Consider the following 26,640-nt stretch of genomic DNA (forward strand, 5'->3'; position numbering starts at 1 on the left):
GTAAAGACTACTGTAATCTTATGTACTTTTGCATAAGATATGAATAAACTCATTACAATTTTTTTACTGGTATTTGTAAGTAAAATTCACGGGCAGATTTTTACCGGAGAAGTTTTTTTAAGAGACAATTCGGTGCTGTATCTTAATCAGGTTTACGTTACCAATATCAACAAGCACAAAACTGTGCTTACAAGTTACAATGGAGATTTTCAATTGTATGCTGAGCCGGGTGACGTGATCAGATTTACCTCCATTGTTACTGAGAGAAAAGATATTAAGATTACGTCACAAATGATGAATTCAAAAAATCTGATTGAACTTAAAGTGGCATATCATGACATTCAGGAAGTAGTCATCAGCAGATTCAGACCTACAGGAAATTTAAGATACGATGTAAACTCCATCAGAAAAGAAGATAAAGCTCTTGCCATTAAAAAAGCAATCGGCTTGCCCGAACCAAAAGGTGACGGCACTCCTCCGGAGCTTCCGGTTGCAGGACTACGAGATGGGGGTCTTACCTTCAGTATAGATAGTATTTTTGATATTCTATCTGGGGAAAGAAAGAAAAAACAGAGACTTGTAGCTTACGAAAGAATGCAAAATTCTGTAACACAGATTAAAAATTATTTAGGAACAGACTATTTTATAAGATTTAAAATTCCTGAAAATTTAATTGACAATTTTCTGCACTTCGTTTATACCTCAGAAAACATTGAAGTATATGTACAAACAGGCAACTTTGATGCTGTAAAGCTACCCATAGAAAAATATCTGCCCATCTATCAGCGGAGACTTAAAAACTCACATTTACAGGAAGTTATTAATTAACTTGTTTTATTTAAGTATTTATTAAAAACACAAAAAAAAAGAAAAAATTATTAATTAAAAGTGATGTATTTTTCCACATTTTCTTTAATTTTAATGAAAACTAATCATTCATTATTTTGATTAAATTAAATATTTGAAAAATTAACTTCGCTTCACCAATTTAAAATATCAATGAAAAAGTTAGTTTTACTTTTTACCAGTTTGGTTTTTGTATCTTATTCTGCACAAAGAAAAAATAAGGATTACAGTGATATTCTTAAAAGCAAAAACATTTACGAAATTAATGCATTTCTGAGGGATGCCCATCCTGATGACCCCAAAAGATCCGTTCTCAAGCCAAGAGTGATGACGATGATGAAAGAATACATCAGAGATGCTCCACCTGGTGACAGAAAGGTAAAAGAAATGCAGGAAAATCTGGCACGCCTCAAAAGAGGGCCTTCTACAAAAATTTCTTTTGAAGAATTTAATGCTATAATTAAACAGAAACAGATCCAGAAATATCAGCAACAGCTTCAGGTAGGACAGGCAGCTATAGTATATACACCAAGTACTCCACAAAATGTATATGTAGCAGCTCCCGCATCAGCAAAAGCTCCGGCTGTTGCAATTCCTGATACAGAGGCCTCCGAGTTTAATATGCTTATGTCTGAAAATCCTATTGAACACAAAAATAAAACTGTAAAGATTCTCAATTCATTATTTGACAATGATCCCAACTCAAAAGAATGCATCGTTTTAATTCAGAACAAATCAGACTGCAACATCATTGTAAGAATTGAAGGTGTAGGACATACGAAATACAGGCTTCCCGTTCCTGCTAACGGAGATAATTCAATTGTAATAGACAAAGGTGATTATCTTTTATCCAGTATCGTTTGCGGTGCACAATATGCTTCTCAAAAAACAATTCGCAAACCTTTAATGATTGCTTTAGGAAGCTCTCCAAAATAATCATTTCTCATCATTAAATAAAAATCTCAATGCTGCATAATTTTCGTAATTTTGCAGCTTTCATTTATAATTCATGGGCAAAAATAAACTACGAAGATTCGCAGAGAATAAAATTTTACCAAATGTCATTCAGCCAACCAGAGAAGAGGCACTTAGCGGGTTTGAACTCAAAGGGAAATGGAGAGAAAGTTTCTTCAAAAACAATCAGCCAATCGTTTTGGAACTGGGCTGCGGAAAAGGAGAATATTCTGTAGGTCTCGCAAAAACATTTACTGACAAAAACTTCATCGGAATTGATATTAAAGGTGCAAGATTTTGGTTTGGTGCTAAAGAAGCTGTAGAAAACAAGATGAATAATGTTGCTTTCCTGCGATCTCAAATTGAGCTGGTTCATTATTATTTTGCTGAAAATGAAGTTGACGAAATCTGGATCACTTTTCCGGATCCGCAAATAAAATTTAAACGAACAAAACATAGACTTACTCATCCTGATTTTCTTGAGCGTTATAAAAAATTTTTGAAACCTGGCGGAATCATTCATCTTAAAACAGATTCCGAATTCTTACATGGCTATACGTTAGGATATTTGCAGGGTGCAGGTTATGAAATCATCACTGCTCATCACGACATTTACGGAGCATTGGAATATGATCCGGACACACCACATTTACGCGATATAAAGACACATTATGAAGAACTCTTTTCAGCAAAAGGAAAAACGATTACCTATATAAAATTCAGAATTAACTAATAAAAAACACAATTTGATGAAGAAAAAATGGATTACTGTTTTGTTCTTCAGTCTCATCAGTTTTTCCTGCACTGTCAACAGTCAGAGAGAAGAAATACTTAAAAGTACGAACATCAATGAGATTGAAGAATATATTTCTAAGGCTCACCCTGAAGACCCCAAAAGAAGGCTCCTGAAACAGCGCATCATAGCCCTAAAAAATGCTGAATGGACAAAAGGTAAAAAAGATGCCAAACCCATGGAAGCCAGACCTGTTTTCGTAGATCTGCCCAACATAAGTTCAGCTAAAAAAAATAATGAGCAAAAAGAGCTGCTTTTCAAAAAATTAATGTCAGAAAACTCTGAACAACACAAAGAAAAAACTGTAAAATTGCTGAATGCTTTATTTAATGAAGATATCAGCAGTAATGAAGCCATTCTGCTTATAAAGAACAACTCTGACTGCAATTTAGTACTGGAAATTTCCGGGAAAAAGTTTTATCATCTTCCTGTTCCAGCAAAAGGAGAAAACTCTATTGTTTTGAATAAGGATGAGTATAACCTTTCGGGAAGTCTCTGTGATGTGGTATACCAAAATAAAAAAGAAATTAGTAAAACCCTGATGATGGTTTTGAATAACCCCGGTTATAAAGACAGTCAGCCAAATATAGTAAAGGAAAACACAAACCCAGATAGGGATTTAAAAAATATCAGTCAAAAGAAAAAATTATCTAAATCCAAAAAAAGAAAGTAACAAAAAAACCGCTGAAATTCAGCGGTTTTATATTTAAAAGAATAATCTTCAATTATTCAGCAGAATCGAAATCTGCGTCTTTATCAGCAGATACTACTTCTCCTTCTTCTTTAGATTTTTCTTTATCAGCTTTTCTCTGAGACTGACCTTCTTTGATAGAATCTGAAACAACGCTCAGGATCATATCAATAGACTTAGAAGCATCATCGTTTCCTGGGATAACGAAATCTACTTTTCTTGGGTCAGAGTTGGTATCAACAATACCGAAAACCGGGATACCTAATTTCTTAGCTTCAGTTACAGCGATATGCTCTCTCATAATATCTACAACGAAGATTGCAGAAGGAAGACGCACCATGTCAGAGATAGAACCTAAGTTTTTCTCTAAGTTAGCTCTTTGTCTGTCTACCTGTAATCTTTCTTTTTTAGATAAAGTTTCGAACGTACCGTCTTTTTTCATTTTGTCGATAGAGTTCATCTTCTTTACAGCCTTTCTGATCGTAACGAAATTCGTCAACATACCTCCCGGCCATCTTTCAGTGATATAAGGCATATTAAGTTCAGCAGCGTGCTTAGCAACCACTTCTTTCGCTTGCTTTTTAGTTGCTACGAAAAGAACTTTTTTACCTGCAGAAGTTAATTTTTCCAAAGCGTTACAAGCTTCGTCCAATTTAACTGCTGTTTTATGTAAGTCTACAATGTGAATACCGTTTTTCTCCATAAAAATGTATGGAGCCATATTTGGATTCCACTTTCTAGTCATGTGACCGAAGTGTACACCAGCCTCTAGAAGGTCTTTTACATTTGCTTTTGCCATGTTTTCTGTTTTTGTTAGTTTACTTTCCGTTTTTTAAACAATCAACAACTTCTTTAGATGGGAGAAGCGTTTGGATGCTAAACGTAACGGGCAATTTGCTTTAGGCTGTAGGCAATAAGCTTTAAGCTTTCAAGCGGATAAAAAAATTTAATAAGTTTTTCAAAAAGCTTACTGCATATTGCTTTAAGCTTATAGCAATTCTTAACGTTTTGAGAATTGGAATCTCTTTCTTGCTTTTTTCTGACCTGGCTTCTTTCTTTCCACCATTCTTGCGTCTCTTGTAAGTAAACCAGCTGGCTTCAAAGCTAATCTGAACTCAGCATTGATTTCGCAAAGTGCTCTTGAAATACCTAATCTGATAGCTTCTGCCTGACCTGTATTTCCACCTCCGAATACGTTTACAGTAACGTCATACTGACCAACAGTTTCAGAAAGGATAAACGGCTGGTTCAATTTGTAAACCATAACGTCTGTAGAAAAATATTCTTTAGCATCTTTACCGTTTACAGTAATGTTACCAGAACCTGGTCTTACATAAACTCTTGCTACAGAAGTTTTTCTTCTACCAATTTTGTGAACTATAGACATAATTAATTATTTAATTTCGTTAACATTAATTGTTTTTGGCTGTTGAGCTTCATGCTTGTGCTCAGTTCCTTCATACAAATAAAGGTTCTTCAACAATGCAGATCCTAATCTGTTCTTTGGAAGCATACCTTTTACAGATTTTTCCAATACTTTTAAAGAATCTTTTTTCTGAAGTTCTGCAGCTGTCATAGACTTCTGACCACCAGGATATCCTGTATGCCAGATATAAGTCTTATCGTTCCACTTGTTTCCGGAAAGAGTAACTTTCCCAGCATTCAAAACAATAACATTATCACCACAATCTACGTGAGGTGTAAAGTTTGCTTTGTGCTTACCTCTCAAAATCTTTGCAACCTTAGAAGCAAGTCTTCCTAAAGGTTGTCCTTCAGCGTCTACCACAACCCATTCTTTATTAGCAGTAGCTTTGTTCGCTGAAACAGTTTTGTAACTTAATGTATTCACACGTTTTAGTTAAAGATTAAACATAATTTCCCCCTAAAAGGGTGTGCAAAGGTACGAATATTTTTCTATTCTGAAAATATATTTAAATTAAAGTATTGGAAATAATGATAATAAGTGAGTTATCAAATTAATAAAGCAATTACAATTGATTTTTAAAGTGTAAAAATGATAAAATCAAAATAAAGAAAAACATTAATTGCGTAACGATTTAGTAGCTCTGAAACTTGCAATTAAATAATAAGCTACAAAAACAGTAGAAAATTTCAAGATCGAAGGAATAGCCAGTTCAAGATTGAAAATCACAGCTCCAACAGCCACCAAGAGCGCCATCACCCCAAAAGACGAACCCATTTTCTGAAACAAAGAAAATTTAGGATTATCCAGAAAATAAGCCAGTCCCCATGCAAGACCGAAAGCAATGGCATAATATAATTCCAGACCAATATTTTCCCCGTCAATAAAGAGATAATTAATTAAAAAACTAATAACCGTTCCTAATCCGAAATAGATTAATGCTCTTTTCATTCTAAATTTTATAGTGCAAAAATAGAAATTTTAATTCGTCACAGAAAATTTGGCTAGCTCAAAATACAAAACAGAACAAACGTTAGTTAATTGTAAAAACAAAAATACCTCCAAAAACACAAACTACTGAAATACAACCCATTGAAGCAAAAAAAACAATCTTCTTTTTATTATTATATTTGGGATTCAGAAATTTTGTAATTTTTTTATGGAAACCCAAAAATATACCCCTAAAAATAAAGTAAGAATTGTAACAGCTGCTTCACTATTTGACGGTCACGATGCTGCCATCAATATTATGCGCCGTGTGATCCAGGGAACAGGATGCGAAGTCATTCACCTTGGTCACGACAAATCAGCTGAAGAAGTGGTAAATACCGCCATTCAGGAAGATGCCAACGCCATTGCCCTGACTTCATATCAAGGCGGTCACAACGAATATTTCAAATACATCTATGACCTTTTAAGAGAGAAAAACTCCCCACAAATCAAAATTTTTGGAGGCGGTGGCGGTGTAATCTTGCCTGAAGAAATCGAAGACATCATGTCTTACGGAATCGACAGAATTTATTCTCCGGATGACGGTCGTGAGCTTGGTCTTCAGGGAATGATTGATGATTTGGTGAAAAAATCAGATTTCCCGACAGGAAAAGAAGTGATTGTAGAGGATTTGGATGCTATCAGTTTTGAAAATTCTACAAGCATTGCCAAAATCATTTCCGCAGTTGAAAATTTTTCAGAAGAAAAACCGGAATTGGTAAAAGCGATTGATGAAAAATCAAAAGACTTAAATATTCCAATCGTCGGAATCACCGGAACAGGTGGAGCGGGAAAATCTTCTTTGACAGACGAATTGGTAAGACGTTTCCTTCGTTCAAATCCTGGTAAAAAGATTGCCATTATTTCGATTGACCCTTCGAAAAAGAAAACCGGAGGTGCACTTTTGGGTGACAGAATTCGTATGAATGCGATCAATGATCCGAGAGTTTATATGCGTTCGATGGCGACGAGAGAGAACAACGTTTCTGTTTCTCCGTTCATTCACTCCGCTTTAAATGTCTTGAAATTAGCTCATCCTGATGTTATCATTTTGGAAACTTCGGGTATCGGACAATCTGGTTCGGAAGTTTCTGATTTTGCGGATGTTTCAATGTATGTAATGACTCCTGAATATGGAGCTTCTACGCAGTTGGAAAAAATTGATATGTTAGATTATGCAGACTTGGTTGCTTTAAATAAATCTGATAAACGTGGTGCTTTAGATGCACTTCAAGCCGTAAGAAAGCAGTTCCAGAGAAACCATTTGCTGTGGGAAAGTCCGTTGGATGAAATGCCGGTTTACGCAACAAAAGCATCACAATTCAACGATCACGGCACAACAGAATTATACAACAGATTAATTTCTAAAGTAAACGATAAATTTACTGGTTTAAATCTACAAGGTTTTGTTGAGCAGGAAATTACAGACGAAGTAACCATCATTCCTCCAAAAAGAGTTCGTTACCTTTCTGAAATCGTTGAAAACAACAGACAATACGATGCTAATATTGAAAAACAAGCAGAATTAGCAAGAAAAATGTATCATATTGAAGGTGTTAAAAAATTCCTTTCCAACGAAACTTTAGACGCTGAATATCAAAAAGCTGAAAAAGACCTTCAACAGGAAAATATCGATTTCCTTAAAAACTGGGACGATACTAAAGAGGCTTTCAAAGCAGAGTTTTACTCGTATTTCGTTCGTGGAAAAGAAATTAAAGTTGAAACCTCAACAGAATCTTTATCTCATTTAAAGATTCCAAAAATATCTCTTCCAAAATATACTGATTGGGGAGATTTGATTAAATGGAAAGGTCAGGAAAATCTTCCTGGAGGATTTCCTTACACAGCGGGAATTTATCCTTTCAAAAGAACCGGAGAAGATCCAACAAGAATGTTCGCCGGAGAAGGTGGACCGGAAAGAACGAACAGAAGATTCCATTATGTTTCTGCGGAAATGGATGCAAAACGTCTGTCTACCGCTTTTGACTCTGTAACTTTATACGGTCAGGATCCAGCTCTTCCACCAGATATTTATGGTAAAATCGGAAACGCAGGAGTTTCTATCGCCACACTGGATGATGCAAAAAAATTATATTCAGGTTTTGACTTGGTGAATGCGATGACTTCGGTTTCGATGACCATTAATGGTCCTGCTCCAATGCTGTTGGCATTCTTCATGAATGCAGCCATCGACCAGAATGTTGAAAAATATATCGCTGAACATAAATTGGAAGCGAATGTTGAAAGAGCTTTAAAGGCAAAATTCGATGATAAAGGTTTAGAAAGACCAAAATATAACGGCGAATTACCACCATCAAACAATGGTTTAGGTTTAAAATTATTAGGACTTACCGGAGATGAAGTCATTCCTGCGGAAGCTTATGCTGAAATTAAAGCTAAAACCATCGCAACCGTTCGTGGTACCGTTCAGGCAGATATTTTAAAAGAAGATCAGGCTCAGAATACCTGTATTTTCTCTACTGAATTTGCTTTGAGATTGATGGGTGACGTTCAGGAATATTTCATCACAGAAAAAGTGAGAAACTTCTACTCGGTTTCTATTTCAGGTTATCACATTGCAGAAGCGGGCGCAAATCCTGTTTCTCAGTTGGCATTTACTTTGGCAAACGGTTTCACGTATGTGGAATATTATTTGTCAAGAGGAATGAACATCAATGATTTTGCACCGAATTTATCTTTCTTCTTCTCCAACGGTATCGATCCTGAATATTCAGTAATCGGACGTGTAGCGAGAAGAATCTGGGCAAAAGCCATGAAACTGAAATACGGAGCCGATGAAAGAAGCCAGATGTTAAAATACCACATCCAAACTTCGGGACGTTCGCTTCATGCACAGGAAATTGATTTCAATGATATCAGAACAACTCTTCAGGCATTGTATGCGATCTATGATAACTGTAATTCACTTCATACGAATGCTTATGACGAAGCAATTACAACGCCGACTGAGCAGTCTGTTAGAAGAGCGATGGCGATTCAGTTGATTATCAATAAAGAATTAGGACTGGCGAAAAACGAAAATCCGCTTCAAGGTTCATTTATTATTGAAGAATTAACGGATTTGGTTGAAGAAGCTGTTTACGCAGAATTCGACAGAATTACAGAAAGAGGTGGCGTTTTGGGTGCAATGGAAACCATGTACCAACGTTCAAAAATTCAGGAAGAATCTATGCATTATGAATGGTTGAAACATACCGGAGAATACCCAATCATTGGGGTAAATACATTCTTAGGTAAAGACGGTTCACCAACGGTTCGTCCGGGAGAAGTGATCCGTTCGACTGAGGAAGAAAAACAATTCCAGATTGAAATGCTTCATAATTTCCAGAAATCCAATGAAGACAAATCAGAAGCCGCTCTTAAAACATTGCAACATGCCGCCATCAACCAACAAAATTTATTTAATGTAATGATGGATGCCGTGAAATATTGTTCGCTTGGGCAGATTACGAATGCTCTTTTTGAAGTGGGTGGTAAGTACAGAAGAAATATGTAACGGCTGTGCCGTAGACAATTATTGACTACTAAACGTATTCATAAGTTATAAAAAACCTCAAGGAATTTTCTTTGAGGTTTTTTTGTGTTTTTGAATATTCATGACGTATTTTTAACCCTAAAAAATAAATTGATGAAAAGCAAGTTTGAACCTCATGAACTAAACAATTTCGGAAAATCTGATAATAAATATTAAACGATTCAAAACCTTTATAAGGTAGAATATGCAAATGCAACCAAAAGCTATTTTCAACTGGAGCAGCGGAAAAGATTCTGCACTCGCTTTGTACAAAACTTTACAGGAAGAAAAACTTGAAATCACCTCTTTGCTAACAAGCATCAACCAAGAATTTCAAAGAATTTCCATGCACGGTGTTTCTGTTTCTTTATTAGAAAAACAGGCTGAAAGTCTGGGTTACCCTCTAATTAAGCTGGAACTCCCAAAAGAACCGTCAATGGAAGAATATTATGAATTGATGAACAGCACGATGAGCAAAATAAAATCTCAAGGTGTTACTCATTCTATTTTCGGAGATATTTTTCTGGAAGACTTACGAAAATTTAGGGAAGATCAGTTACAAACAATCGGAATGAAAGGTGTTTTTCCACTTTGGAATATCAATACAACAGATCTCATTCATGAGTTTTTGCATTTAGGATTTAAAACAATTGTAACTAGCGTTAACGAAACTTATCTTGATAAAAGTTTTGCCGGAAGAATTATTGATGAACGTTTCATTAAAGATTTACCCAAGAATGTAGATCCTTGCGGAGAAAACGGAGAATTTCACACGTTCACTTTTGACGGTCCTATTTTTAAAAAACCGATTGGTTTTGAAATTGGAGACGTTATAAAGAAAACATATCCCAAACCTAAATCTGATGAAAACCAAGAAGACGGAGAATATATTTTCTGGTTTTGTGATTTGGTTTCAAAATGAAAAATCATCGAAATACAGATTGCCTCAATTTCACCCAAGATATCTTTGCTTTTGAAGTAGCAGATGCTTTATATTTACAAGAGACTAAGTTTAATAGTTTAGTTGCGCAAAATGAAAATCCTTTTGATGAGAAAGAAGAATTTTACACTTTTACTTTTTGATGGTCTTATTTTTGAAGCACTTATAAAGTTTAAAATAGCTGGAATTGTAAGAAAGAATAATCCGAAATCAAACCTATGATGGGAAAGATATTTCCAGTTTTGTGATCTGCAATATTTTTCTTTCTTTTTCCTTTTTATCTAAAACCAGATTATGAGCAAAAATATACATCTTAGTGTTTTCAAAACATTTGTACAATCAAGTAATTTTGGTGGTTTCCTGCTATTTTTTGCTGTTATAGCTTCACTTATCGTTGCCAACACATCTTTAGCCGGAGATCTGCAAAGTTTTTTAGACAAAAAAATAGGTTTTGAAAATAGCAGCATTCATCTTAACTATTCCATTTCCATGTGGATCAACGATGGATTAATGGCTATTTTCTTTCTTTTTGTAGGTTTGGAAATAAAGAGAGAAATTATTGAAGGGGAATTATCATCCCCTAAAAAAGCTGCGCTTCCTATTGTCTGTGCCATCGGAGGTGCCCTGATTCCCGCCCTTACTTTCTTAGCTTTTAATCAAAATTCAGATTCTTCACAGGGATGGGGAATACCCATGGCAACAGATATTGCATTCGCTTTGGCTGTTATATCACTTTTAGATCGAAGAGTTCCTCCTGGTTTAAAAATATTTTTAGCTGCACTTGCTATTGTAGATGATCTTATTGCTATTCTGGTAATTGCTGTTTTTTATTCTTCAGGAATCGAATTGCTTTATCTTGGTTATGCTTTAGCAGGAATGATTGTACTGTTGCTTATGAACCGTTTTAATGTAAAAAATCCATGGCTCTATCTCATTCCGGGAGCTTTTATATGGTATTTCATTCATCATTCAGGAATTCATGCTACTATTGCCGGAGTTTTGGTGGCGATGACAATTCCAACTAATGCAACGGCAGATGAATCGCCTTTAGAAAGACTTGAACATGCAATAGCAAAACCTGTCAACCTGCTTATTATTCCCATTTTCGCATTTGCCAATACCAATATTACCTGGGAAACAGAAATGACAAGCGGACTAACGCAGCCTTTAGGACTCGGAATTGCATTTGGGCTTTTATTAGGTAAACCTGTAGGGATTATGCTGGCTTCAATGATCTGCGTTAAAATGAAATGGGGATCATTGCCATTAAACAGCAGTTGGTCTCACATTCTTGGTGTTTCTTTTCTGGCTGCAATTGGTTTTACAATGTCGATTTTTATATCAATATTATCATTTGATGATCTTATATATGTTTCGCAAGCTAAGCTTTCGGTATTGCTGAGTTCAATATTAGCTGGTATTCTAGGATTTTTTATTCTGAAATATTCCAAACCTTTTACGGTAAAATAATCTTATTAAAAAGCTCTGTAAGTTTTAATTAAGACATTTTATATAAGGAAGACAATGGGACGATGATGTTTTTTTTAAATCAAAACTATTTTTCTTTGTTATTTTGAAGCAAATCAACTGGAAAATCAAGAGTTCTGATCGGAAACGGAATGGAAATCTGATGCTGATCAAGGCTCTTTTTAATAGCAATAATTGCCTTAGATTTTGCAACAGCTGTTTCTACCAGATTTTGTGAAGGCATGGGAAATCTTACTTCAAAATTAATAGAGCTGTCTCCGAATTCTTTGTAAAAAAATACAATATCTTCTTTTCTGAGGTTTTCATTATGAGAAGCTACAGCTGCAACAATAATATTTTGCACATCTTCAAGATTTGCCCCATATTCTATTCCACAATTTACTGCAACAATAGTGATTGGGTTTCTCGAATAATTTTTCAAAGGGTTTTCTATAATGGCTCTATTCGGAATCATTACTAAATTTCCATCGGGAGTTTTTAGTTTAACAACCCGAAGATTAATATCCTGAATGACACCGGTGTAACCGTTACTGTCTATCGTGTCACCAATGCTTAAATCTTTTACAAAAGACAAGGCAACTCCCGAAAAAGTATTACTAAGTGTACCCTGCAAAGCAAGACCAATTGCCAAACCTGCCACTCCCGCTCCGGCAAGTACCGTTTTCAGCATATTATCCAGACTCAGAACATTGAGTGAAAACATAATAAATGCCGAGACGGTAATGATTGAGATGATATTCCCAATCATCATTCGGGCAGAAAGTTTTACTTTTCTTTTCTCCAAAAGTCTTACAACCAATTTCTTGACTACTCCCGAAAGATAAAAACCGAGAATAAATAAGACTGTTGCAATAATTATATTGGGAGTCTTTTCTATCAGTTCGTTGACCCAGTTGGTGAGTTTTTTTGTAAAGACTTCAAAAATGTTTATATAATCTTCTTTCATCTTCTATTTGTGTTAAAATTACTTTTTCAGAATTTCAAGTTTTTTATTTTTAAGTTTCGAAACAAGCCACTGATTAAGCTTTTCTTCATCAACAGACTCGTCTGCTGAATACAGAACAACTGTTTTCTGATATGTGGAATCATTTTTCGTAAAACTACTGTTCACTCTACCCAAAGAAATCTCACTGATCCCGGGAAAAAGAATTTTCACCTCATTGATGAGATCTTTATCCTCAATTTTATATTCATTCAATTCTTTATTCAGAAGATTGATCTGGAGGTCTTTCTCAGAAACACTTGAGGTATTTTTATTGATTTCGTTTAAAATCTCAGCCTTTATATCTGAAGTATTCTGCTTAATGTTCAGTTTGGTATCTTCCAATCCGAAAAGCTTAAGTTTTTTATTAAAATCAGAAATTTCCAGACTGTCAAAGTTTCTTGATAAAAAAGCAAGATCTACCGTTTTGGGTGCTGCATTATAATTAATTTTTTTATAAATCAGAGTATAACCATTGTCTGTAAATTCATTTTTAATATAATCTTCAACATTCTGCGAAAACCTTTTCTCTTGCAAAAGACCATAGGCAAGGTAAAAACTAGGTATTGTCATCAGCAAAATAAGTGAGGTAATAATGTAGCGCAGTTTTTTATCAAATGATTTGTTTTCGGTAACAATTGGCTGATATTTGAGGTATTTAATAATAACAAAAGTAGAAATCCCGATAAAGAAGCAGTTGATCGTGTACAGATACATAGCTCCGACAAAAAATTTCATATCAAAAACTGCCAGACCAAATCCTGCCGTACAAAGCGGAGGCATCAAAGCTGTTGCAATAGCAACTCCGGGAATAGGATTTCCTTTATCTTTTCTGGTAATAGATATTGCCCCCACAATTCCTCCGAAAAATGCGATCATCACATCATAGATTGTAGGTGAAGTACGGGAAAGTAATTCTGACTGTACATCCTTAAAAGGACTGAGATAAAAATACAGCGTAGAAACAAGCAAGCTCACAACGGTTGCCACAAGCAGGTTTTTACCCGATTTTTTAAGAAGCTCAAAATCATAGGTTGCAAGTGCAAAGCCCGCTCCTACGATTGGTCCCATCAAAGGCGAAATCAACATCGCCCCGATAATCACGGCAGTAGAATTTACATTGAGTCCGATAGAAGCAATAAGAATAGCACATGCAAGAATCCAGAGATTGGCACCACGAAAGGAAATATTCTTAATTACATTATCCAAAACCTTCCCTCTCTCCTCTTCTCCCTGATGTAAATTGAGAAAATTACTAATCAATGACATATGTGTTTATTTTTTTTTGCAATCTAAGAAAAATATAGCTAAATCCTTTCATCCGGCAATAATTTAGTCATCAGCCGGGTTAAAAAATTATTGCTTCACACAATTTTTAAAGTTAATTTTTATATTTTAGTTAAAAATACATTCATGATTAGAAGTTTTTTCTTTCCTCTCCTCCTATTATTACTATTCTCATGCAGCAAGAAACAAGAACAGACACGAGAAACAGTCGACAAAAAAGCTTTTGCAGATTCTGTACAGCTTTCTCTAAAGAAAAGAATCTATAAGATCCAAATGGATTCGGTTTTCAATACGTACCATTTTAACGGAAGTGTGGGCATTTTCAAAGACAGTATTGACCTTTACCGAAGAGACAACGGATATTCGGATTTTAAAAATCAAACAAAAATTGACAACCTTACCGTTTTCTCGGTTGCGTCTATCAGCAAACAATTTACATCAGTTTTAATATTACTGCTCCTAGAACAGGGGAAACTTCACCTTAATGACAAGGCATCAGCATACATCAAAGAATTTCAGAAGAAAGAATACGAGAATATTACCATACAACAACTTCTGAATCATACTTCAGGACTCAATAATTTTGATGAAAAGCTTTTGTTTGAAGGTGGAAAAGGATTTAATTATTCTAACGACGGATATAATGCTTTAGGAAAAATCATAGAAGCCATTTCAGGAAGGTCGTACGATGAAAATATACTTGAACTTTTCAAAAAAGCAGGAATGAAAAACTCATCAACAGGAACTTCATTTGCCGGTAAAAACTTAGCTAAAACATATGTTGGTAATTCTAAGTCGCAAACAGCTGTTGAAGGTATGCCAAAAAGATTAAATAATACAGGAATCGGAATTCCCGCAGGCGGCGTTTTGTCTACTATCAATGATTTACACATCTGGAACAATGCACTGTACACCGGAAAAATCATCAAACCTGAAACTCTGAAAAGATTTATTTCTAAAAGTACAGAGCGACAGCATCCTATTCTGGGAAAGATGGGTTACGGATTAGGAATTATGATCAATGACAACAAGCCGGTTTCTTATTTTCACAGTGGTTATATAAAGGGGGCACCTTCACTCAACATTTATTATCCTAAGACCCAAACTTCGGTTATTATTTTATCTAATATTGCCGATGAAGAAAAAGGTAAATTTTCAGCTTTCAATCCTCATAAAAGGATCAAAGAAATTGCAGACATTCTGGAAAATGAAGAATTAGACTGAATTACGAACTTTCTTTTAAATAATAAAGGTAAGGCTTCACTTTGTTGATCTGACCAAGATATTTGCGCTGACAAATGACATTAAAAACCGACCATACAATCATCATAAAACAACTAAAAAAAACAAATAAACCTTCCCACGTAAAATTTCCGTTGAGTACCTTATACAATTCAGGAGAAATTTCATTGTAACGAAACAACATCTGACCAAAAGCTCCTGATCCACCGGCAACAATCAAAATAAAATTCTGATAGTACGTTAAGACATAACGGTCATACCTTTTAGCCAACTGAAAATCTTTCCACTTAAAAAAATATCCCAACAAAGGAGCAAGAAAAACGGCAAGAAAAACTATAAATGAAAAATTCTTAAATACATTTTCATTAAAAAATAAGACTCCACCAAATACAAAAACCCCTATAACTGTGCTGTAAAGGAAAGTTGTTTTCAGGGTTTGTCTCAAAATACTCCTGTTGATTCTGCGTACGAAACGAGTCACGTCATTCAGATTAAACTGAATTTTATACTTAGGAAAACTCAATTCATCTTCCCATATAACTTTCACCTGATAAAATGCAGTATCAAAATTAATATCTTCACTTCTCATCATTTCGCTGATCTGCATCATAAAATGATCTTCAACTTCGATTAACAAATCAATCGGTAAGTTTTTAGATAAAAGATAGTTTCTTATCTGTCGTATTTGAAATTCATTCATATTAAATTGATTTTATACTTTTTTTAAATTGACAATTCTGAAAACCTGATCACTTTCATTGTTTTTTTTGCTGATTTTACAAATTTTATCTGCATTAAAAAACCAAATATGTAAAACCAAATGACAATCAGCAAAAGAAGAAATGATGCAAATCCTAAGGAAAAATCTCCCGTAAAGAAAGCCTGTATTCTTCCCGACAAAGTGTTGTAAGTATTTCCTAAAACAATAGATGTGAAGCCTGCAAAAAACACCAAAATATTACCATTCTGATAGATGTTTAATTTGATTTTAGGATTGTTTTTTGAAAATCGGAAAACACTAAAATTGACAAGGTAATGTATTCCGGCTATTGATAAAAAAACAAATATCAAATAGGTTAATATTTCACTGAAAGTCTCTTTTGAAACCGAAAATGCAAACAAATACAACAAAAAAATCAAAAAAAACGTCACGACAAGACTTGAAAAAAGAATTTTATTCATCTGTCGGTTTTTTATCTCTTTAACAAACTGAGCAATACTTTTTCCGTTATAATAATGTGTTTCAGTCAAATCTTCTTTCCAAAATTCTTTTACTTTAGCAAAAGCATCCTCAAAACCCATTGCCTTTCTATAAGATAATTCATTGATGTGGGCTACAAAATGATCTTCAACTTCCATCAGCAGATCCATGGGAAGATTTTTAGAAAGCAGATAATTTCTTATCTCTCTGGATTGAAATTCGTTCATTAGGCAAGAAGGATATTTATCTTTTTATTTTTAAAGTAAAGAAGCTGAAGCTGAATCATCATTATAAAAACTATCAGAATCTGATTTAGAGCAGGCTCCCAAAAATTCATATTTCCATCAAAAAGATAAACCACAGAAAATATGACCAACACTAAAATTTGATTTCTGACAATCAAAGGATGATAACTTAGAAATAGATACTCACGAAAAGTTATTTTTTTACAAACAAAATGATAAGCCATTGTGATAACATTACACATCGCAATCAAAATAACAATGTATAAGAGTGATTCTGGCACAATAAAGTAAAGCAGTAATGTAAGAAAAGAAACTAAAACAGATAGCTGAGTAATTTTCCTGAATCTGTTTTGTAAGATATTCTTCTCAATTTTTGCAATTTTTTTGAAAGAAAACCAATCTGACCGCACCATTTTCAACTCATGCTGCCATCTGATTTTCACTTTAAGAAAAGCTTCCTGAAAACTTATGCCTTCTTTCATAAGTTCATCTATTTGCAACACAAAATGATCATACAACTCATCAAATATTTCATGGCTGAGATTTTTACTTTTCAAATATTTTTCTATTTCTAATGAATATTTTTTTTGCATGACATTTTAATTTAATAACTGAAGTTTTTTTATTGCTTTTGTATGCTCAATAAAATTCAGGATGCCAAAAATTCCGAATGAATAAAGAAATAAACGATAAGCAGACAACAGTAGTAAAGTGATTACTGATTGGTTTTGTTTTGATTCAAAAAAATTATATAAATATTCGCCCCCATTCATTATTATCTGGCTCATTCCAAAAAAGCAAATCATTAATAAAGTAAGATTTTGCTGATAAAGTGTATAATTAACTCGTCCTTTGTATTGGTAATCTCTTTTAAAATAGTTTTTAAACTTTAAATTGAAAATATACACCAGAGCTCCAGCTAATAAAAATAGTGCATGACTTATTACAAAATATATTGTGAAAGACTCCAAATTTCCTGAGAAACGAATCATCAAAAAGCTTAATCCAAAAAACAACAATCCGAATAAAAAAGACTTATAAAGAAGAATACTAAACCTTTGCTTCATAATATTCTTTGCAATTTTCGGAAGTTTTTCGTGACCATAAAACATCCAATATGTTGTTAAAGAAAAATTTTCTCTCCACATCACTTCAACTTTTGAAAAACTTTCTTCAAAACTTATATTTTCATTACTCATACAATCTTCTATCTGCAAGATCATATGATCTTTAACTTCAAGCAAAATATCTAAAGGCAATTTTTTAGACATTAAAAACTGTTCAATTTCCAATCTTTGTTCCGGTGAAATCATATATCAAAAATTGTTTTCAAATTAAACAAATAAGATCTCATTTCATCTTCCTGAGTTGCCTGCTGTTTTTTACCTTTTTCAGTGAGAAGATAATATTTGCGATTTCTCCCGTTGATTTCCTGAACCTCGGAGGTAATCACGCCCTCTGCTTCTAATTTGTGGAGAAGAGGATATAGTGCCCCTTCAGTCATTTCAAGTTCGCCTTCTGTCAATTCTTTTGCACGTTGTGTGATTTGATAACCATACATTTTCACTTCTTTTGAAAGCAGTTTTAAAATAATATTCTGAAGCGTTCCTTTATATAGACTGTTTTTTTTCATTCCGGATTTAATACCTTACAAATCTATGCATAATTTTCTTATGTATAAAATTATTTTAAATTTATATTGATCCTATAATCATTTCTGTCAATTCATAAGTCTTATCTTTGCATCAAATGATTGCAGCAGAAAAAATAATTTTAGGCATTGATCCCGGAACCGCTATCATGGGATTTGGGCTGATTTCCGTGAAAAAAGGTAAAATGGAAATGATTTCTATCCATGAATTGATTCTAAAGAAATATCCTAATCATGAAACCAAGCTGAAATATATTTTCGACAAAACATTAGCACTTATTGACGAATTCCACCCTGATGAAGTAGCCCTTGAAGCTCCTTTTTTCGGGAAAAATGTACAGTCAATGCTCAAGTTGGGGAGAGCACAAGGAGTGGCAATGGCTGCAAGTTTACACCGAAATATTCCCATCACAGAATATTCTCCTAAAAAAATAAAAATGGCAATCACCGGAAACGGAAACGCCAGCAAAGAACAGGTTGCAGGAATGCTGCAGAACCTTTTAAATCTTAAAGAGTTTCCTACGAAATATCTGGATGCTTCTGACGGACTGGCGGTTGCGGTATGTCATCACTTTAATTCCGGATCTATTACAGATACTAAGTCTTACACAGGCTGGGAAAGTTTCCTTAAACAAAATCCTGATCGGATGAAATAAAATATTCTGCCGCAAATAAATTTTATTCAGGTTTAAAATTATTTTTGCCGGAGATATTAAATATCTTACATTTGCAATTCCTTAAAGAGGAGGTATTATGTTCTTTTAAATTTCAAAACTTATAAAGTTGTGGTTAATGTAACTTAATCGTTCTTTATAAAGATAATTTAAAGGATATTAAACTCCTTTTCAGGCTACAAAATTTTATATCATGCCGGATTTAAAAATTCAGGAAGCAAAATTGCTTTTTAATAAAATTCGCTCCAACCCAAAAAGTTATGATTTAAAAACTAGTACAGAAGGAATAACAGGCAACGATGAAAAAATTAGTTTCAGAATTTACAGGAACGGGGAAAGAAGTGTTTTTGAAGTAACCATCGACGGACTTACTTTCGCCAACTCCACAGGAGAATGGAACAATGCGATGATCATGTTAGAAAACATCATCAAAAAGATAGCTAAAGAAACTGAAAATATTAAAGTGCAACAAGCACTGGATAAGCTCAAAAAGTACCTTTCAGAGGAAATCTGAAGAATTTTAAAAAAAGTTAAAAATAAATTTGGTGGGTAACAAAAAAGGTTATAAATTTGCACTCACATTTGAACGATATGGCAAATCATAAATCAGCACTTAAGAGAATAAGACAAAACGAAGTTAGAAAAGTTCGTAACAGATACTACCACAAGACTGCAAGAACTGCAATGAAAGTCTTGAGAAATGAAGAAGATAAAGCAGCTGCAAGCGAGCAATTGCCAAAAGTTATCTCTTTATTGGATAAGTTGGCGAAGAAAAACATTATTCACAAGAATAAAGCAGCTAACTTGAAAAGTAAATTGACTAAGCACGTTAATAAATTAGCGTAATTATATAGTTGGCCCGTTCGTCTATCGGTTAGGACCTCAGATTTTCATTCTGGTAAGAGGGGTTCGATTCCCCTACGGGCTACTAAATTAAGAGTTGAAACTTATAAAAACAAAATCTAACACGTAATTTTCGGATTATGGAAGATAGAGGGCCCGTTCGTCTATCGGTTAGGACCTCAGATTTTCATTCTGGTAAGAGGGGTTCGATTCCCCTACGGGCTACAAGAGATTTCAGTGCTTTGAAATCTCTTTTTTTTGCTTATTATTCACCAATGCAAAAAAACCTAACAGGTAGAAAATCTGCTAGGTTTTGTTATCATAAATTTTTGCTAAAAATTATAAGCAGCGTTACTTTTTCTTACTTAACGCTTCATCGTATCTTCTGCTGATTTCGTTCCAGTTGGTAACATTCCAGATGGCAGTAAGGTAATCGGCTCTTTTATTTTGATACTTCAGATAATAAGCGTGTTCCCAAACATCAATTCCAAAAATAGGCGTTCCTTTTTCTTCTACAACATCCATTAAAGGATTATCCTGATTCGGTGTTGAAGAAATAAATAACTTTCCTTTTTTATCTACTGAAAGCCAAGCCCATCCGGAACCAAAACGTTCCGCTCCGGCTTTGCCCATTTTCTCTTTAAAAGCATCCATACTTCCAAACGCATCATTGATGGCTTTTGATAATTTTGCTGATGGCTGGGTATTTTTTTGTGGAGTAAGTACCGTCCAAAACAATTCATGATTGTAATGTCCACCTGCATTATTTCTTACCGCTGTACTCAATTTTGATACATTAGAAAGTATTTGATATAAACTCTGCTTTTCCTGCGGAGTCCCGGCAATCGCCTTATTAAGATTATTTACATATCCTGCCGCATGCTTTGAATAGTGGATTTCCATAGTCTGCGCATCAATATTCCCTTCCAAAGCATTGTAGGCATAAGGCAAAGGAGTCTGTTTAAACTGGGAAAATGCAAACTGAGCAGTCATAACAGCAGTAAGTGCTGCGATTTTAAAAATTTTCATACTTTATTATTTTATGGTTACAAATGAAATTGAAAATCAAGGGATTATTTAAAGAACATTAAATATATTCACTCTCTTTATCTTCCAAAATCATTCCAATAATTTCCTGATATCTTCAATTAATATTTCCCGGTCTGGATGATATTTTCCGTTGAGCTTAGGATTTTTTCCTTCAGCATCTTCATAATTCAATCCTGAATAATAAAGAATAGGCATATTATGTTTATCATACCGGCAACGAATGTTTCCTTCTTTATCAACCAAAGCAATCATTCCGCTGTGATTGAGGTTTTCGCTTTCATCTTCTTTATCTCCTACATAAATATCAAATTCATCCGCTAATTTACCGATATAATCTCGATTTCCTGTAAGAAAATGCCAGTTGGGAGATTTTACACCTATTCTTTTCGCATGTTCTTTTAATGCTTCGGGCGTATCATTTTTCGGATCAATGCTAATAGAGATCATTCCAAAATCTTTACTGTTAATTTCGTCCTCTATCGCTCTCATATTGGTATTCATTACAGGGCAGATTGTTGGACATTTACTGAAAAAAAACTCTACGAGATACACCTTTCCCAGCATATCTTTTTGGGTAATTGTTTTATTATTTTGATCTGTAAGCTCAAAATCAGGAACTTTCATTACCGTGTAAAGATTTTTTTTGAAATAACTCATCCCAAATCCTATCCCAAAGAAAAGCAAAGCAATGATGATAATGGGAATAATAATTTTCGTTTTATTATTCCCTGCCTTTTTATTTTTGGACATATTTTTCAGGTTTTTTCTTGAATTCGTCTCTGCAATAGCTGCTGCAAAAACCGTAGGTTTTATTTTTATAAACCGCAGTATCTTTCATATCACTTTCGGTTCTCATGTGACAGATAGGGTCTACTGCATTGGCAAACTTTACATTTTTAGTTTCTGTTTTAGCTGACTTATTATTTTTTTTCTGTTTTACTTTCGGAGTTTCCTGAGCGCAGGCAAATAGTGACATTGACAATAATGCCGTGAATAAAATTTTAGATTTCATTTTATTTAAATTTAAATTAGAAATTGTTTGATTCAAAATCTGTTGGGAAGTCAAATTTAATATTAAAATAATCCAATAAGCAAAATTCACTATAGAAATATGCTTTTTAATTGATCGTTAAAAATGACTAACAGATTAGCGGGAGTTTAAACTGACAATGGAGGATGGAATATTCTTGAAAAATATTGTGAATGGTATAAAAAAGAATTATTGATATATAATTTTACTGACTCTGAAGCTACAAAATGAGTTTCAGTAAGTGTTAAAATTTCATTAGAAACAAAAACATCCAAACCAGCAATCTTGATATTCTGGCTGTTCAAAGATTGTTTTTCTGTTTTTGAAAACTCTTTTGCTACATAACATTTCCCTTTGCAGTAAGAGTTTTCTACAGCTCGGTTTTCACAAAGATTTTCTACGATATAATCATAATTTACCACATAATTGATCAACGGCAAAACAGGACGGATTGCCATAGTAAAAATGATAAAAAAAGATATGAAAAGCTTCAATTATAAAATCTTTACTACAAATATACTATTCAAAATTTTATTTTGAGAGCATAATGATGAATGTCATTATATTTGCAAAATCATTTCTTCATTATTAAATGAATATAAAAACCACTTCCCTGTCATGAAAATTTTAATCATTAACGGTCCCAATCTTAATCTTTTGGGAACAAGAGAGCCTGAAATCTATGGTACTGTTTCTATGGAAGATTATCTGGAGAATCTGAAAACTGAATTTTCTTCTCATGAACTGGATTATTACCAATCTAACATTGAAGGGGAAATCATTAACCGTATTCAGGAAGACGATTTTGCTGCTTTAATTGTAAATCCGGGAGCTTTTACACATTATTCTTATGCAATTGCTGATTGTTTAAAAAACATTCAGAAGCAAAAAATAGAAGTTCATATAAGCAACATCTACAAACGAGAAGAATTTCGTCAGAAATCAGTGACAGCAGCCAACATGGACGGAGTTATCTCTGGTTTTGGCATGAATGGTTACAGACTGGCTGTATTAAGCTTGATTTCTTAGCCAAAAGATAAATAACATGTACCAAAAAACAGTCTCACCAAAATTGATGAGACTGTGTTATAAAAATTATTTTTTTCTGTTTCTCTGTTGCTCCTGAGCTTTCTGCTGCTCTTGTGCTTTCTCCATCATTTCTCTCATTCTTTTCTGAAACTTGCCTTCTTTTTTAGGCTGCGCCTTATTTGCCTGAATCTGTGCATGAATTTTCTTTTCATCCAGAATAACATATTTAATGATAAGGATAATTAAAATATTAATCGCATTGGATACAAAATAATACCAAGACAGACCTGAAGCAGACGTATTAAGGAAAAACAGGAAAGTAATCGGGAAAATATACATGATCACTTTCATATTCGGCATTCCTTCCTGTTGTGGCTGTTGCATATTTCCGGAAGTCATTATGGTATAAATTAAAATCACAACCGTACACGCAATCGCAAAAACGCTTAAGTGATCACCCAAGAAAGGAATATTGAATGGTAATTTAATCAAATCATCATACGCTGTTAAATCTTTTGCAAACCAGAATCCCTGTCCTCTTAAATCAATAAAATTCGGGAAGAATCTGAATAAAGCATAAAATATTGGAATCTGAACCAATGCCGGTAAACAGCCAGCCATTTGATTGACTCCTGCTTTTCGGTACACTTCCATGGTAGCCTGCTGCTTTTTCATTGGATCTGCATCCTTAAATTTAGCATTCACCTCATCAATTTCCGGACGGATTACCTTCATCATTGCACTCAGCTTGTGCTGTTTGTACATGATGGGTGACAAGATCAGTTTCACAATAATCGTCATTAAGAAAATTACCCAGCCTGCTGCGATTCCCCAATCTGCAATGATGTTGTACATCGGCATGAAGAAATAACGGTTCATAGAACCAATAAATGACCATCCTAAAGGTAAAATTTCGTCAAAATTTTTGTCATAAGATTTTAATAAAGGTAAATCAAGCGGCATAAAATACCATGTAAAATCCTGATTAAGTTCGCTTCCTGTCATTGGAACAAAACCTTCAAAATTTAATTTTTTCAGGTATTCGCCTTCTTCTATATTTTCCTGATTTCCTTTGCTTTGTGTGAAGCCGCTTTTAGATTCAATAACGGATGAGAAAAACTGCTGTTTTACCCCAATCCAATTAAGGGTTTCATCTTTTTCATCCATTGTCGTTCTGCCGTCATAATCATAATCATTATAATTATTGAATGCATACGAAAATTCTGAATGCGACTGTTCCTGAGCTCTTCCCTTTTCAACATTTCTCACACTGTAATCCCAGATAAAATCTGCTTTATTATCAGAAGAAACATTTGCCAATCCCTGAGATCTCACTTTAAAATCTAAAGTGTACTGATCTTTCAGCTCTCCCGCCGTATTTAGAGTATAAATAAACTGGATGGCTGCTCCGTTGTAATTGGCTGTTAAAGTCACCGCATTTCCGTTAACAGCAGGTGAGAAAATTAAATTTTTGGTATTGATAACTTTCCCTGTTTTGTCTTTGAACTGAAAACCGTAGCTCGAATTATTTTTATTGATCAGATACAGCGGCAGATCTGCTTTATCGGTCTTTTGATCGTAAGCTTTGTATTTCAGAAGTTCCACTTTGGAAACCTGACCTCCCAGACTTGAAAACTCAAGTTTCAGTTCGTTATTGGCAAGTGTTGCCGTCTGAATAGAATTGGGGGTTACATTAGGATTGATATTGACTGCCTGGGTAGGTTTTACAGAATTTTGCGTTTGCTCTGTTTTTTGTTTTCCGGCATTTAAAGCCTCTTCTGTCTGCTGATCTTTCTGGAAGTAAAACATAAATCCGAAAAGAACCAAACATAAAACCGCAAAACTGATAATCTGACTTTTATCGAGTCCGTTGTTCTGTTGCATTTTATTTTTATTAAAATTTTTAAATTTAAACAAACATGGCAATCCCATGCTTTTTGAGTCGACAAAAATACTGTTTTTTTATCAAAACTCTATACTATAATGTGTTACTATATAATAAACTCAGGCTGAGAATAATCAGTCTGAGTTTATCTATGACGTTCGTAATTTCAGAATTACTTTTTTTATTTAAACTTAAATTATTTCCCTGTACAAGCTTTAATAAATGCTCTGAATAAAGGATGTGGTGTTGCAACTGTACTTTTATACTCTGGATGATACTGTACCCCAACGTAAAAAGGGTGACCAGGCATTTCTAACGCTTCTACCAAACCTGTTTCAGGGTTTATTCCCGTTGCGGAAAATCCGTTTTTTTCAAATTCCCCGATGTACTCACTGTTGAATTCATACCTGTGACGGTGTCTTTCCATAATATTTTTCGCTCCGTAAATATCGTTTAATTTAGAACCGTTTTTCAAAGAACATTTCCATGCTCCAAGACGCATAGTTCCCCCTTTATCTACTACATTTTTCTGCTCTTCCATTAAAGAAATTACCGGATGCTCTGTAGAAGTATCAAATTCCATAGAGTTGGCTTTAGAATATCCAAGAACATTTCTTGCAAATTCAATGGTCATGATCTGCATTCCCAGACAAATTCCCAACATCGGAATTTTATTTTCTCTTGCATATTGAGCAGTCAGAACTTTACCTTCAATTCCTCTGTCCCCGAAGCCAGGTGCAACCAAAATCCCGCTCACTCCGGATAAAGTTTCTTTGATGTTTTCAGAAGTCAAATCTCCACTGTACACCCATCTGATTTTCACCTCAGTTTCCAGATCGGCTCCGGCATGTTTGAAAGCCTCAGCAATAGATATATAGGAATCCTGAAGAGAAACATATTTTCCTACCAGTGCAATTTCCACAGACTTTTTAGGATTCTGAAATTTCTTAAGGAATGTTTTCCAGTCTTTCAGATCTGCCTCTTTATCACTTTTAAGGTCTAATTCTTTTAAAACTACATCATCAAAATTTTGCTTTTGAAGATACATGGGAACTTCATAAATGGTTTCCAGATCTTTACATTCAATCACATTATCTAAAGGAACATTACAAAACTGAGCCAGTTTTGCTCTCTGATCTTTCGGGATTTTATGCTCAGTACGGCAAACCAAAACATCCGCCATGATTCCGCTTTCCATTAACTGACGAACAGAATGTTGGGAAGGTTTTGTTTTTAATTCTCCACTTGAAGCTAGATAAGGCAATAATGTCAAGTGAATGACCATAGAGTTATTTTCACCTAATTCCCATTTCAACTGACGCACAGTTTCGATGTAAGGTAAAGATTCGATATCACCTACAGTACCCCCGATTTCAGTAATAATGATATCGTAGTTTTGTTTGGATAAAATCTTAATTCTACGCTTGATTTCGTTGGTAATATGAGGAATTACCTGAACTGTTTTTCCAAGAAAGTCTCCTTTTCTTTCTTTTTCGATGACAGTCTGGTAGATTTTCCCTGTAGTAACATTGTTGTTTTGAGAAGTCGGCGAGTCAAGATAACGCTCATAATGTCCTAAATCCAGATCCGTTTCCGCACCATCTTCAGTTACATAGCATTCTCCATGCTCATAAGGATTCAAAGTTCCCGGGTCAATATTAATGTAAGGATCAAGCTTTTGAATAGTTACGTTGAAGCCGCGTGATTTTAGTAATAGACCAAGAGAAGCAGAAACGATTCCCTTTCCCAAAGATGAAGTTACACCTCCTGTCACAAAGATGTACTTTGTATTCTTTTTACTCATTAGATTAGGTTTGTGCAAAGTTAGGGGAAAAAGAAACAAAAGTCAATTTTTTTGTCA

Annotated in this window: 30 protein-coding genes and 2 tRNA genes; 15 read left to right on the plus strand and 17 right to left on the minus strand. The window is 34.2% G+C overall.

Going from position 1 to position 26,640, the window contains the following annotated elements:
- Positions 1–39: 39 nt before the first annotated feature.
- From FOL89_RS05350 to FOL89_RS05365, 4 genes are all read left to right on the plus strand, one after another.
- Complete coding sequence (locus FOL89_RS05350) at positions 40–828, plus strand: hypothetical protein (RefSeq protein ID WP_144281816.1); 789 nt, start codon at positions 40–42, stop codon at positions 826–828.
- A 171-nt stretch (positions 829–999) separates the two neighbouring features.
- Positions 1,000–1,782, plus strand: coding sequence for a DUF6759 domain-containing protein (locus FOL89_RS05355; RefSeq protein WP_144281817.1), 783 nt, complete (start codon positions 1,000–1,002; stop codon positions 1,780–1,782).
- Between the two features lie 73 nt (positions 1,783–1,855).
- Positions 1,856–2,533, plus strand: coding sequence for a tRNA (guanosine(46)-N7)-methyltransferase TrmB (gene trmB / locus FOL89_RS05360; RefSeq protein WP_144281818.1), 678 nt, complete (start codon positions 1,856–1,858; stop codon positions 2,531–2,533).
- Positions 2,534–2,549: 16 nt separating this feature from the next.
- On the plus strand, positions 2,550–3,266 hold the full coding sequence (locus FOL89_RS05365) for a DUF6759 domain-containing protein (RefSeq protein WP_185146919.1): 717 nt from the start codon (positions 2,550–2,552) through the stop codon (positions 3,264–3,266).
- A 52-nt stretch (positions 3,267–3,318) separates the two neighbouring features.
- Here FOL89_RS05365 and rpsB read toward each other — a convergent pair whose 3' ends face one another.
- The 4 genes from rpsB to FOL89_RS05385 form a co-directional block, all read right to left on the minus strand.
- A complete protein-coding gene (gene rpsB, locus FOL89_RS05370) occupies positions 3,319–4,083 on the minus strand; it encodes a 30S ribosomal protein S2 (RefSeq protein WP_089744153.1) in 765 nt (254 codons plus the stop codon).
- 201 nt (positions 4,084–4,284) lie between these two features.
- Positions 4,285–4,671: a 30S ribosomal protein S9 gene (gene rpsI, locus FOL89_RS05375; protein WP_047373582.1), complete on the minus strand. Its 387-nt coding sequence runs from the start codon at positions 4,669–4,671 to the stop codon at positions 4,285–4,287.
- Positions 4,672–4,677: 6 nt separating this feature from the next.
- Entirely contained in the window at positions 4,678–5,133 is a 456-nt protein-coding gene (gene rplM / locus FOL89_RS05380) for a 50S ribosomal protein L13 (protein WP_089744155.1), read from the minus strand.
- 192 nt (positions 5,134–5,325) lie between these two features.
- On the minus strand, positions 5,326–5,658 hold the full coding sequence (locus FOL89_RS05385; RefSeq protein WP_144281819.1) for a hypothetical protein: 333 nt from the start codon (positions 5,656–5,658) through the stop codon (positions 5,326–5,328).
- 208 nt (positions 5,659–5,866) lie between these two features.
- On the opposite strand from FOL89_RS05385, the gene FOL89_RS05390 reads away from it, so the two are divergent.
- From FOL89_RS05390 to nhaA, 4 genes are all read left to right on the plus strand, one after another.
- Complete coding sequence (locus tag FOL89_RS05390; protein ID WP_144281820.1) at positions 5,867–9,214, plus strand: methylmalonyl-CoA mutase family protein; 3,348 nt, start codon at positions 5,867–5,869, stop codon at positions 9,212–9,214.
- Between the two features lie 229 nt (positions 9,215–9,443).
- Positions 9,444–10,154, plus strand: a complete 711-nt coding sequence (locus FOL89_RS05395) for a Dph6-related ATP pyrophosphatase (RefSeq protein WP_144281821.1) — start codon at positions 9,444–9,446, stop codon at positions 10,152–10,154.
- Entirely contained in the window at positions 10,151–10,315 is a 165-nt protein-coding gene (locus FOL89_RS17520) for a hypothetical protein (RefSeq protein WP_185146920.1), read from the plus strand. Before FOL89_RS05395 ends, FOL89_RS17520 begins: the two co-directional genes overlap by 4 nt.
- A 151-nt stretch (positions 10,316–10,466) precedes the next feature.
- On the plus strand, positions 10,467–11,642 hold the full coding sequence (gene nhaA, locus FOL89_RS05400) for a Na+/H+ antiporter NhaA (RefSeq protein ID WP_144281822.1): 1,176 nt from the start codon (positions 10,467–10,469) through the stop codon (positions 11,640–11,642).
- Positions 11,643–11,727: 85 nt separating this feature from the next.
- Here nhaA and FOL89_RS05405 read toward each other — a convergent pair whose 3' ends face one another.
- Entirely contained in the window at positions 11,728–12,606 is an 879-nt protein-coding gene (locus tag FOL89_RS05405) for a mechanosensitive ion channel family protein (protein WP_144281823.1), read from the minus strand.
- 18 nt (positions 12,607–12,624) lie between these two features.
- On the minus strand, positions 12,625–13,911 hold the full coding sequence (locus FOL89_RS05410; RefSeq protein WP_144281824.1) for a DUF389 domain-containing protein: 1,287 nt from the start codon (positions 13,909–13,911) through the stop codon (positions 12,625–12,627).
- Between the two features lie 144 nt (positions 13,912–14,055).
- Between FOL89_RS05410 and FOL89_RS05415 the strand changes: the two genes are divergently transcribed.
- Complete coding sequence (locus FOL89_RS05415; RefSeq protein WP_144281825.1) at positions 14,056–15,153, plus strand: serine hydrolase domain-containing protein; 1,098 nt, start codon at positions 14,056–14,058, stop codon at positions 15,151–15,153.
- Between the two features lies 1 nt (position 15,154).
- Here the strand turns inward: FOL89_RS05415 and FOL89_RS05420 are convergent, their stop codons facing one another.
- The 5 genes from FOL89_RS05420 to FOL89_RS05440 are packed head-to-tail and all read right to left on the minus strand — an operon-like array spanning position 15,155 to position 18,250.
- Positions 15,155–15,871 carry a hypothetical protein gene (locus tag FOL89_RS05420; RefSeq protein ID WP_144281826.1) on the minus strand — a complete coding sequence of 239 codons (717 nt, stop codon included), beginning with the start codon at positions 15,869–15,871 and terminating at the stop codon, positions 15,155–15,157.
- 23 nt (positions 15,872–15,894) lie between these two features.
- Positions 15,895–16,599 (minus strand): hypothetical protein, encoded by a 705-nt coding sequence (locus tag FOL89_RS05425; RefSeq protein WP_144281827.1) that lies wholly within the window; start codon positions 16,597–16,599, stop codon positions 15,895–15,897.
- Positions 16,599–17,210, minus strand: a complete 612-nt coding sequence (locus FOL89_RS05430; protein WP_144281828.1) for a hypothetical protein — start codon at positions 17,208–17,210, stop codon at positions 16,599–16,601. The genes FOL89_RS05425 and FOL89_RS05430 overlap by 1 nt, the downstream gene beginning before the upstream one ends.
- Before the next feature lie 6 nt (positions 17,211–17,216).
- A complete protein-coding gene (locus tag FOL89_RS05435; protein ID WP_144281829.1) occupies positions 17,217–17,930 on the minus strand; it encodes a hypothetical protein in 714 nt (237 codons plus the stop codon).
- Positions 17,927–18,250: a PadR family transcriptional regulator gene (locus FOL89_RS05440; protein ID WP_144281830.1), complete on the minus strand. Its 324-nt coding sequence runs from the start codon at positions 18,248–18,250 to the stop codon at positions 17,927–17,929. The genes FOL89_RS05435 and FOL89_RS05440 overlap by 4 nt, the downstream gene beginning before the upstream one ends.
- 119 nt (positions 18,251–18,369) lie before the next feature.
- Here FOL89_RS05440 and ruvC point away from each other — a divergent pair, with 119 nt between their 5' ends.
- The 5 genes from ruvC to FOL89_RS05465 all read left to right on the plus strand — a co-directional run bounded on the left by ruvC (position 18,370) and on the right by FOL89_RS05465 (position 20,010).
- On the plus strand, positions 18,370–18,924 hold the full coding sequence (ruvC, locus tag FOL89_RS05445) for a crossover junction endodeoxyribonuclease RuvC (RefSeq protein ID WP_144281913.1): 555 nt from the start codon (positions 18,370–18,372) through the stop codon (positions 18,922–18,924).
- 211 nt (positions 18,925–19,135) lie between these two features.
- On the plus strand, positions 19,136–19,456 hold the full coding sequence (locus FOL89_RS05450; protein ID WP_144281831.1) for a hypothetical protein: 321 nt from the start codon (positions 19,136–19,138) through the stop codon (positions 19,454–19,456).
- Between the two features lie 77 nt (positions 19,457–19,533).
- Positions 19,534–19,788, plus strand: a complete 255-nt coding sequence (gene rpsT / locus FOL89_RS05455) for a 30S ribosomal protein S20 (protein WP_143885236.1) — start codon at positions 19,534–19,536, stop codon at positions 19,786–19,788.
- A gap of 10 nt (positions 19,789–19,798) precedes the next feature.
- Positions 19,799–19,870 (plus strand) — tRNA-Glu (locus tag FOL89_RS05460).
- Between the two features lie 68 nt (positions 19,871–19,938).
- Positions 19,939–20,010 (plus strand) — tRNA-Glu (locus FOL89_RS05465).
- 126 nt (positions 20,011–20,136) lie between these two features.
- On the opposite strand, the gene FOL89_RS05470 is transcribed toward FOL89_RS05465, so the two are convergent.
- The 4 genes from FOL89_RS05470 to FOL89_RS05485 form a co-directional block, all read right to left on the minus strand.
- Positions 20,137–20,814 carry a superoxide dismutase gene (locus FOL89_RS05470; RefSeq protein WP_144281832.1) on the minus strand — a complete coding sequence of 226 codons (678 nt, stop codon included), beginning with the start codon at positions 20,812–20,814 and terminating at the stop codon, positions 20,137–20,139.
- A gap of 90 nt (positions 20,815–20,904) precedes the next feature.
- Positions 20,905–21,585, minus strand: a complete 681-nt coding sequence (locus FOL89_RS05475; RefSeq protein WP_185146921.1) for an SCO family protein — start codon at positions 21,583–21,585, stop codon at positions 20,905–20,907.
- Entirely contained in the window at positions 21,572–21,847 is a 276-nt protein-coding gene (locus FOL89_RS05480; RefSeq protein WP_144281834.1) for a YHS domain-containing protein, read from the minus strand. Before FOL89_RS05480 ends, FOL89_RS05475 begins: the two co-directional genes overlap by 14 nt.
- Positions 21,848–21,993: 146 nt before the next feature.
- Positions 21,994–22,323, minus strand: coding sequence for a hypothetical protein (locus FOL89_RS05485; RefSeq protein ID WP_228444862.1), 330 nt, complete (start codon positions 22,321–22,323; stop codon positions 21,994–21,996).
- A 160-nt stretch (positions 22,324–22,483) separates the two neighbouring features.
- On the opposite strand from FOL89_RS05485, the gene FOL89_RS05490 reads away from it, so the two are divergent.
- On the plus strand, positions 22,484–22,894 hold the full coding sequence (locus FOL89_RS05490) for a type II 3-dehydroquinate dehydratase (RefSeq protein WP_144281836.1): 411 nt from the start codon (positions 22,484–22,486) through the stop codon (positions 22,892–22,894).
- A gap of 66 nt (positions 22,895–22,960) precedes the next feature.
- Here the strand turns inward: FOL89_RS05490 and yidC are convergent, their stop codons facing one another.
- Positions 22,961–24,778 carry a membrane protein insertase YidC gene (gene yidC, locus FOL89_RS05495; protein WP_144281837.1) on the minus strand — a complete coding sequence of 606 codons (1,818 nt, stop codon included), beginning with the start codon at positions 24,776–24,778 and terminating at the stop codon, positions 22,961–22,963.
- A gap of 197 nt (positions 24,779–24,975) precedes the next feature.
- The gene (locus tag FOL89_RS05500; protein WP_144281838.1) at positions 24,976–26,583 is read right to left on the minus strand and encodes a CTP synthase; all 1,608 of its coding nucleotides are present in this window, start codon (positions 26,581–26,583) and stop codon (positions 24,976–24,978) included.
- Positions 26,584–26,640: the final 57 nt, after the last annotated feature.

It is taken from the genome of Chryseobacterium echinoideorum (genome assembly GCF_007474535.1).
In the GTDB taxonomy this organism is placed as follows: domain Bacteria; phylum Bacteroidota; class Bacteroidia; order Flavobacteriales; family Weeksellaceae; genus Chryseobacterium; species Chryseobacterium echinoideorum.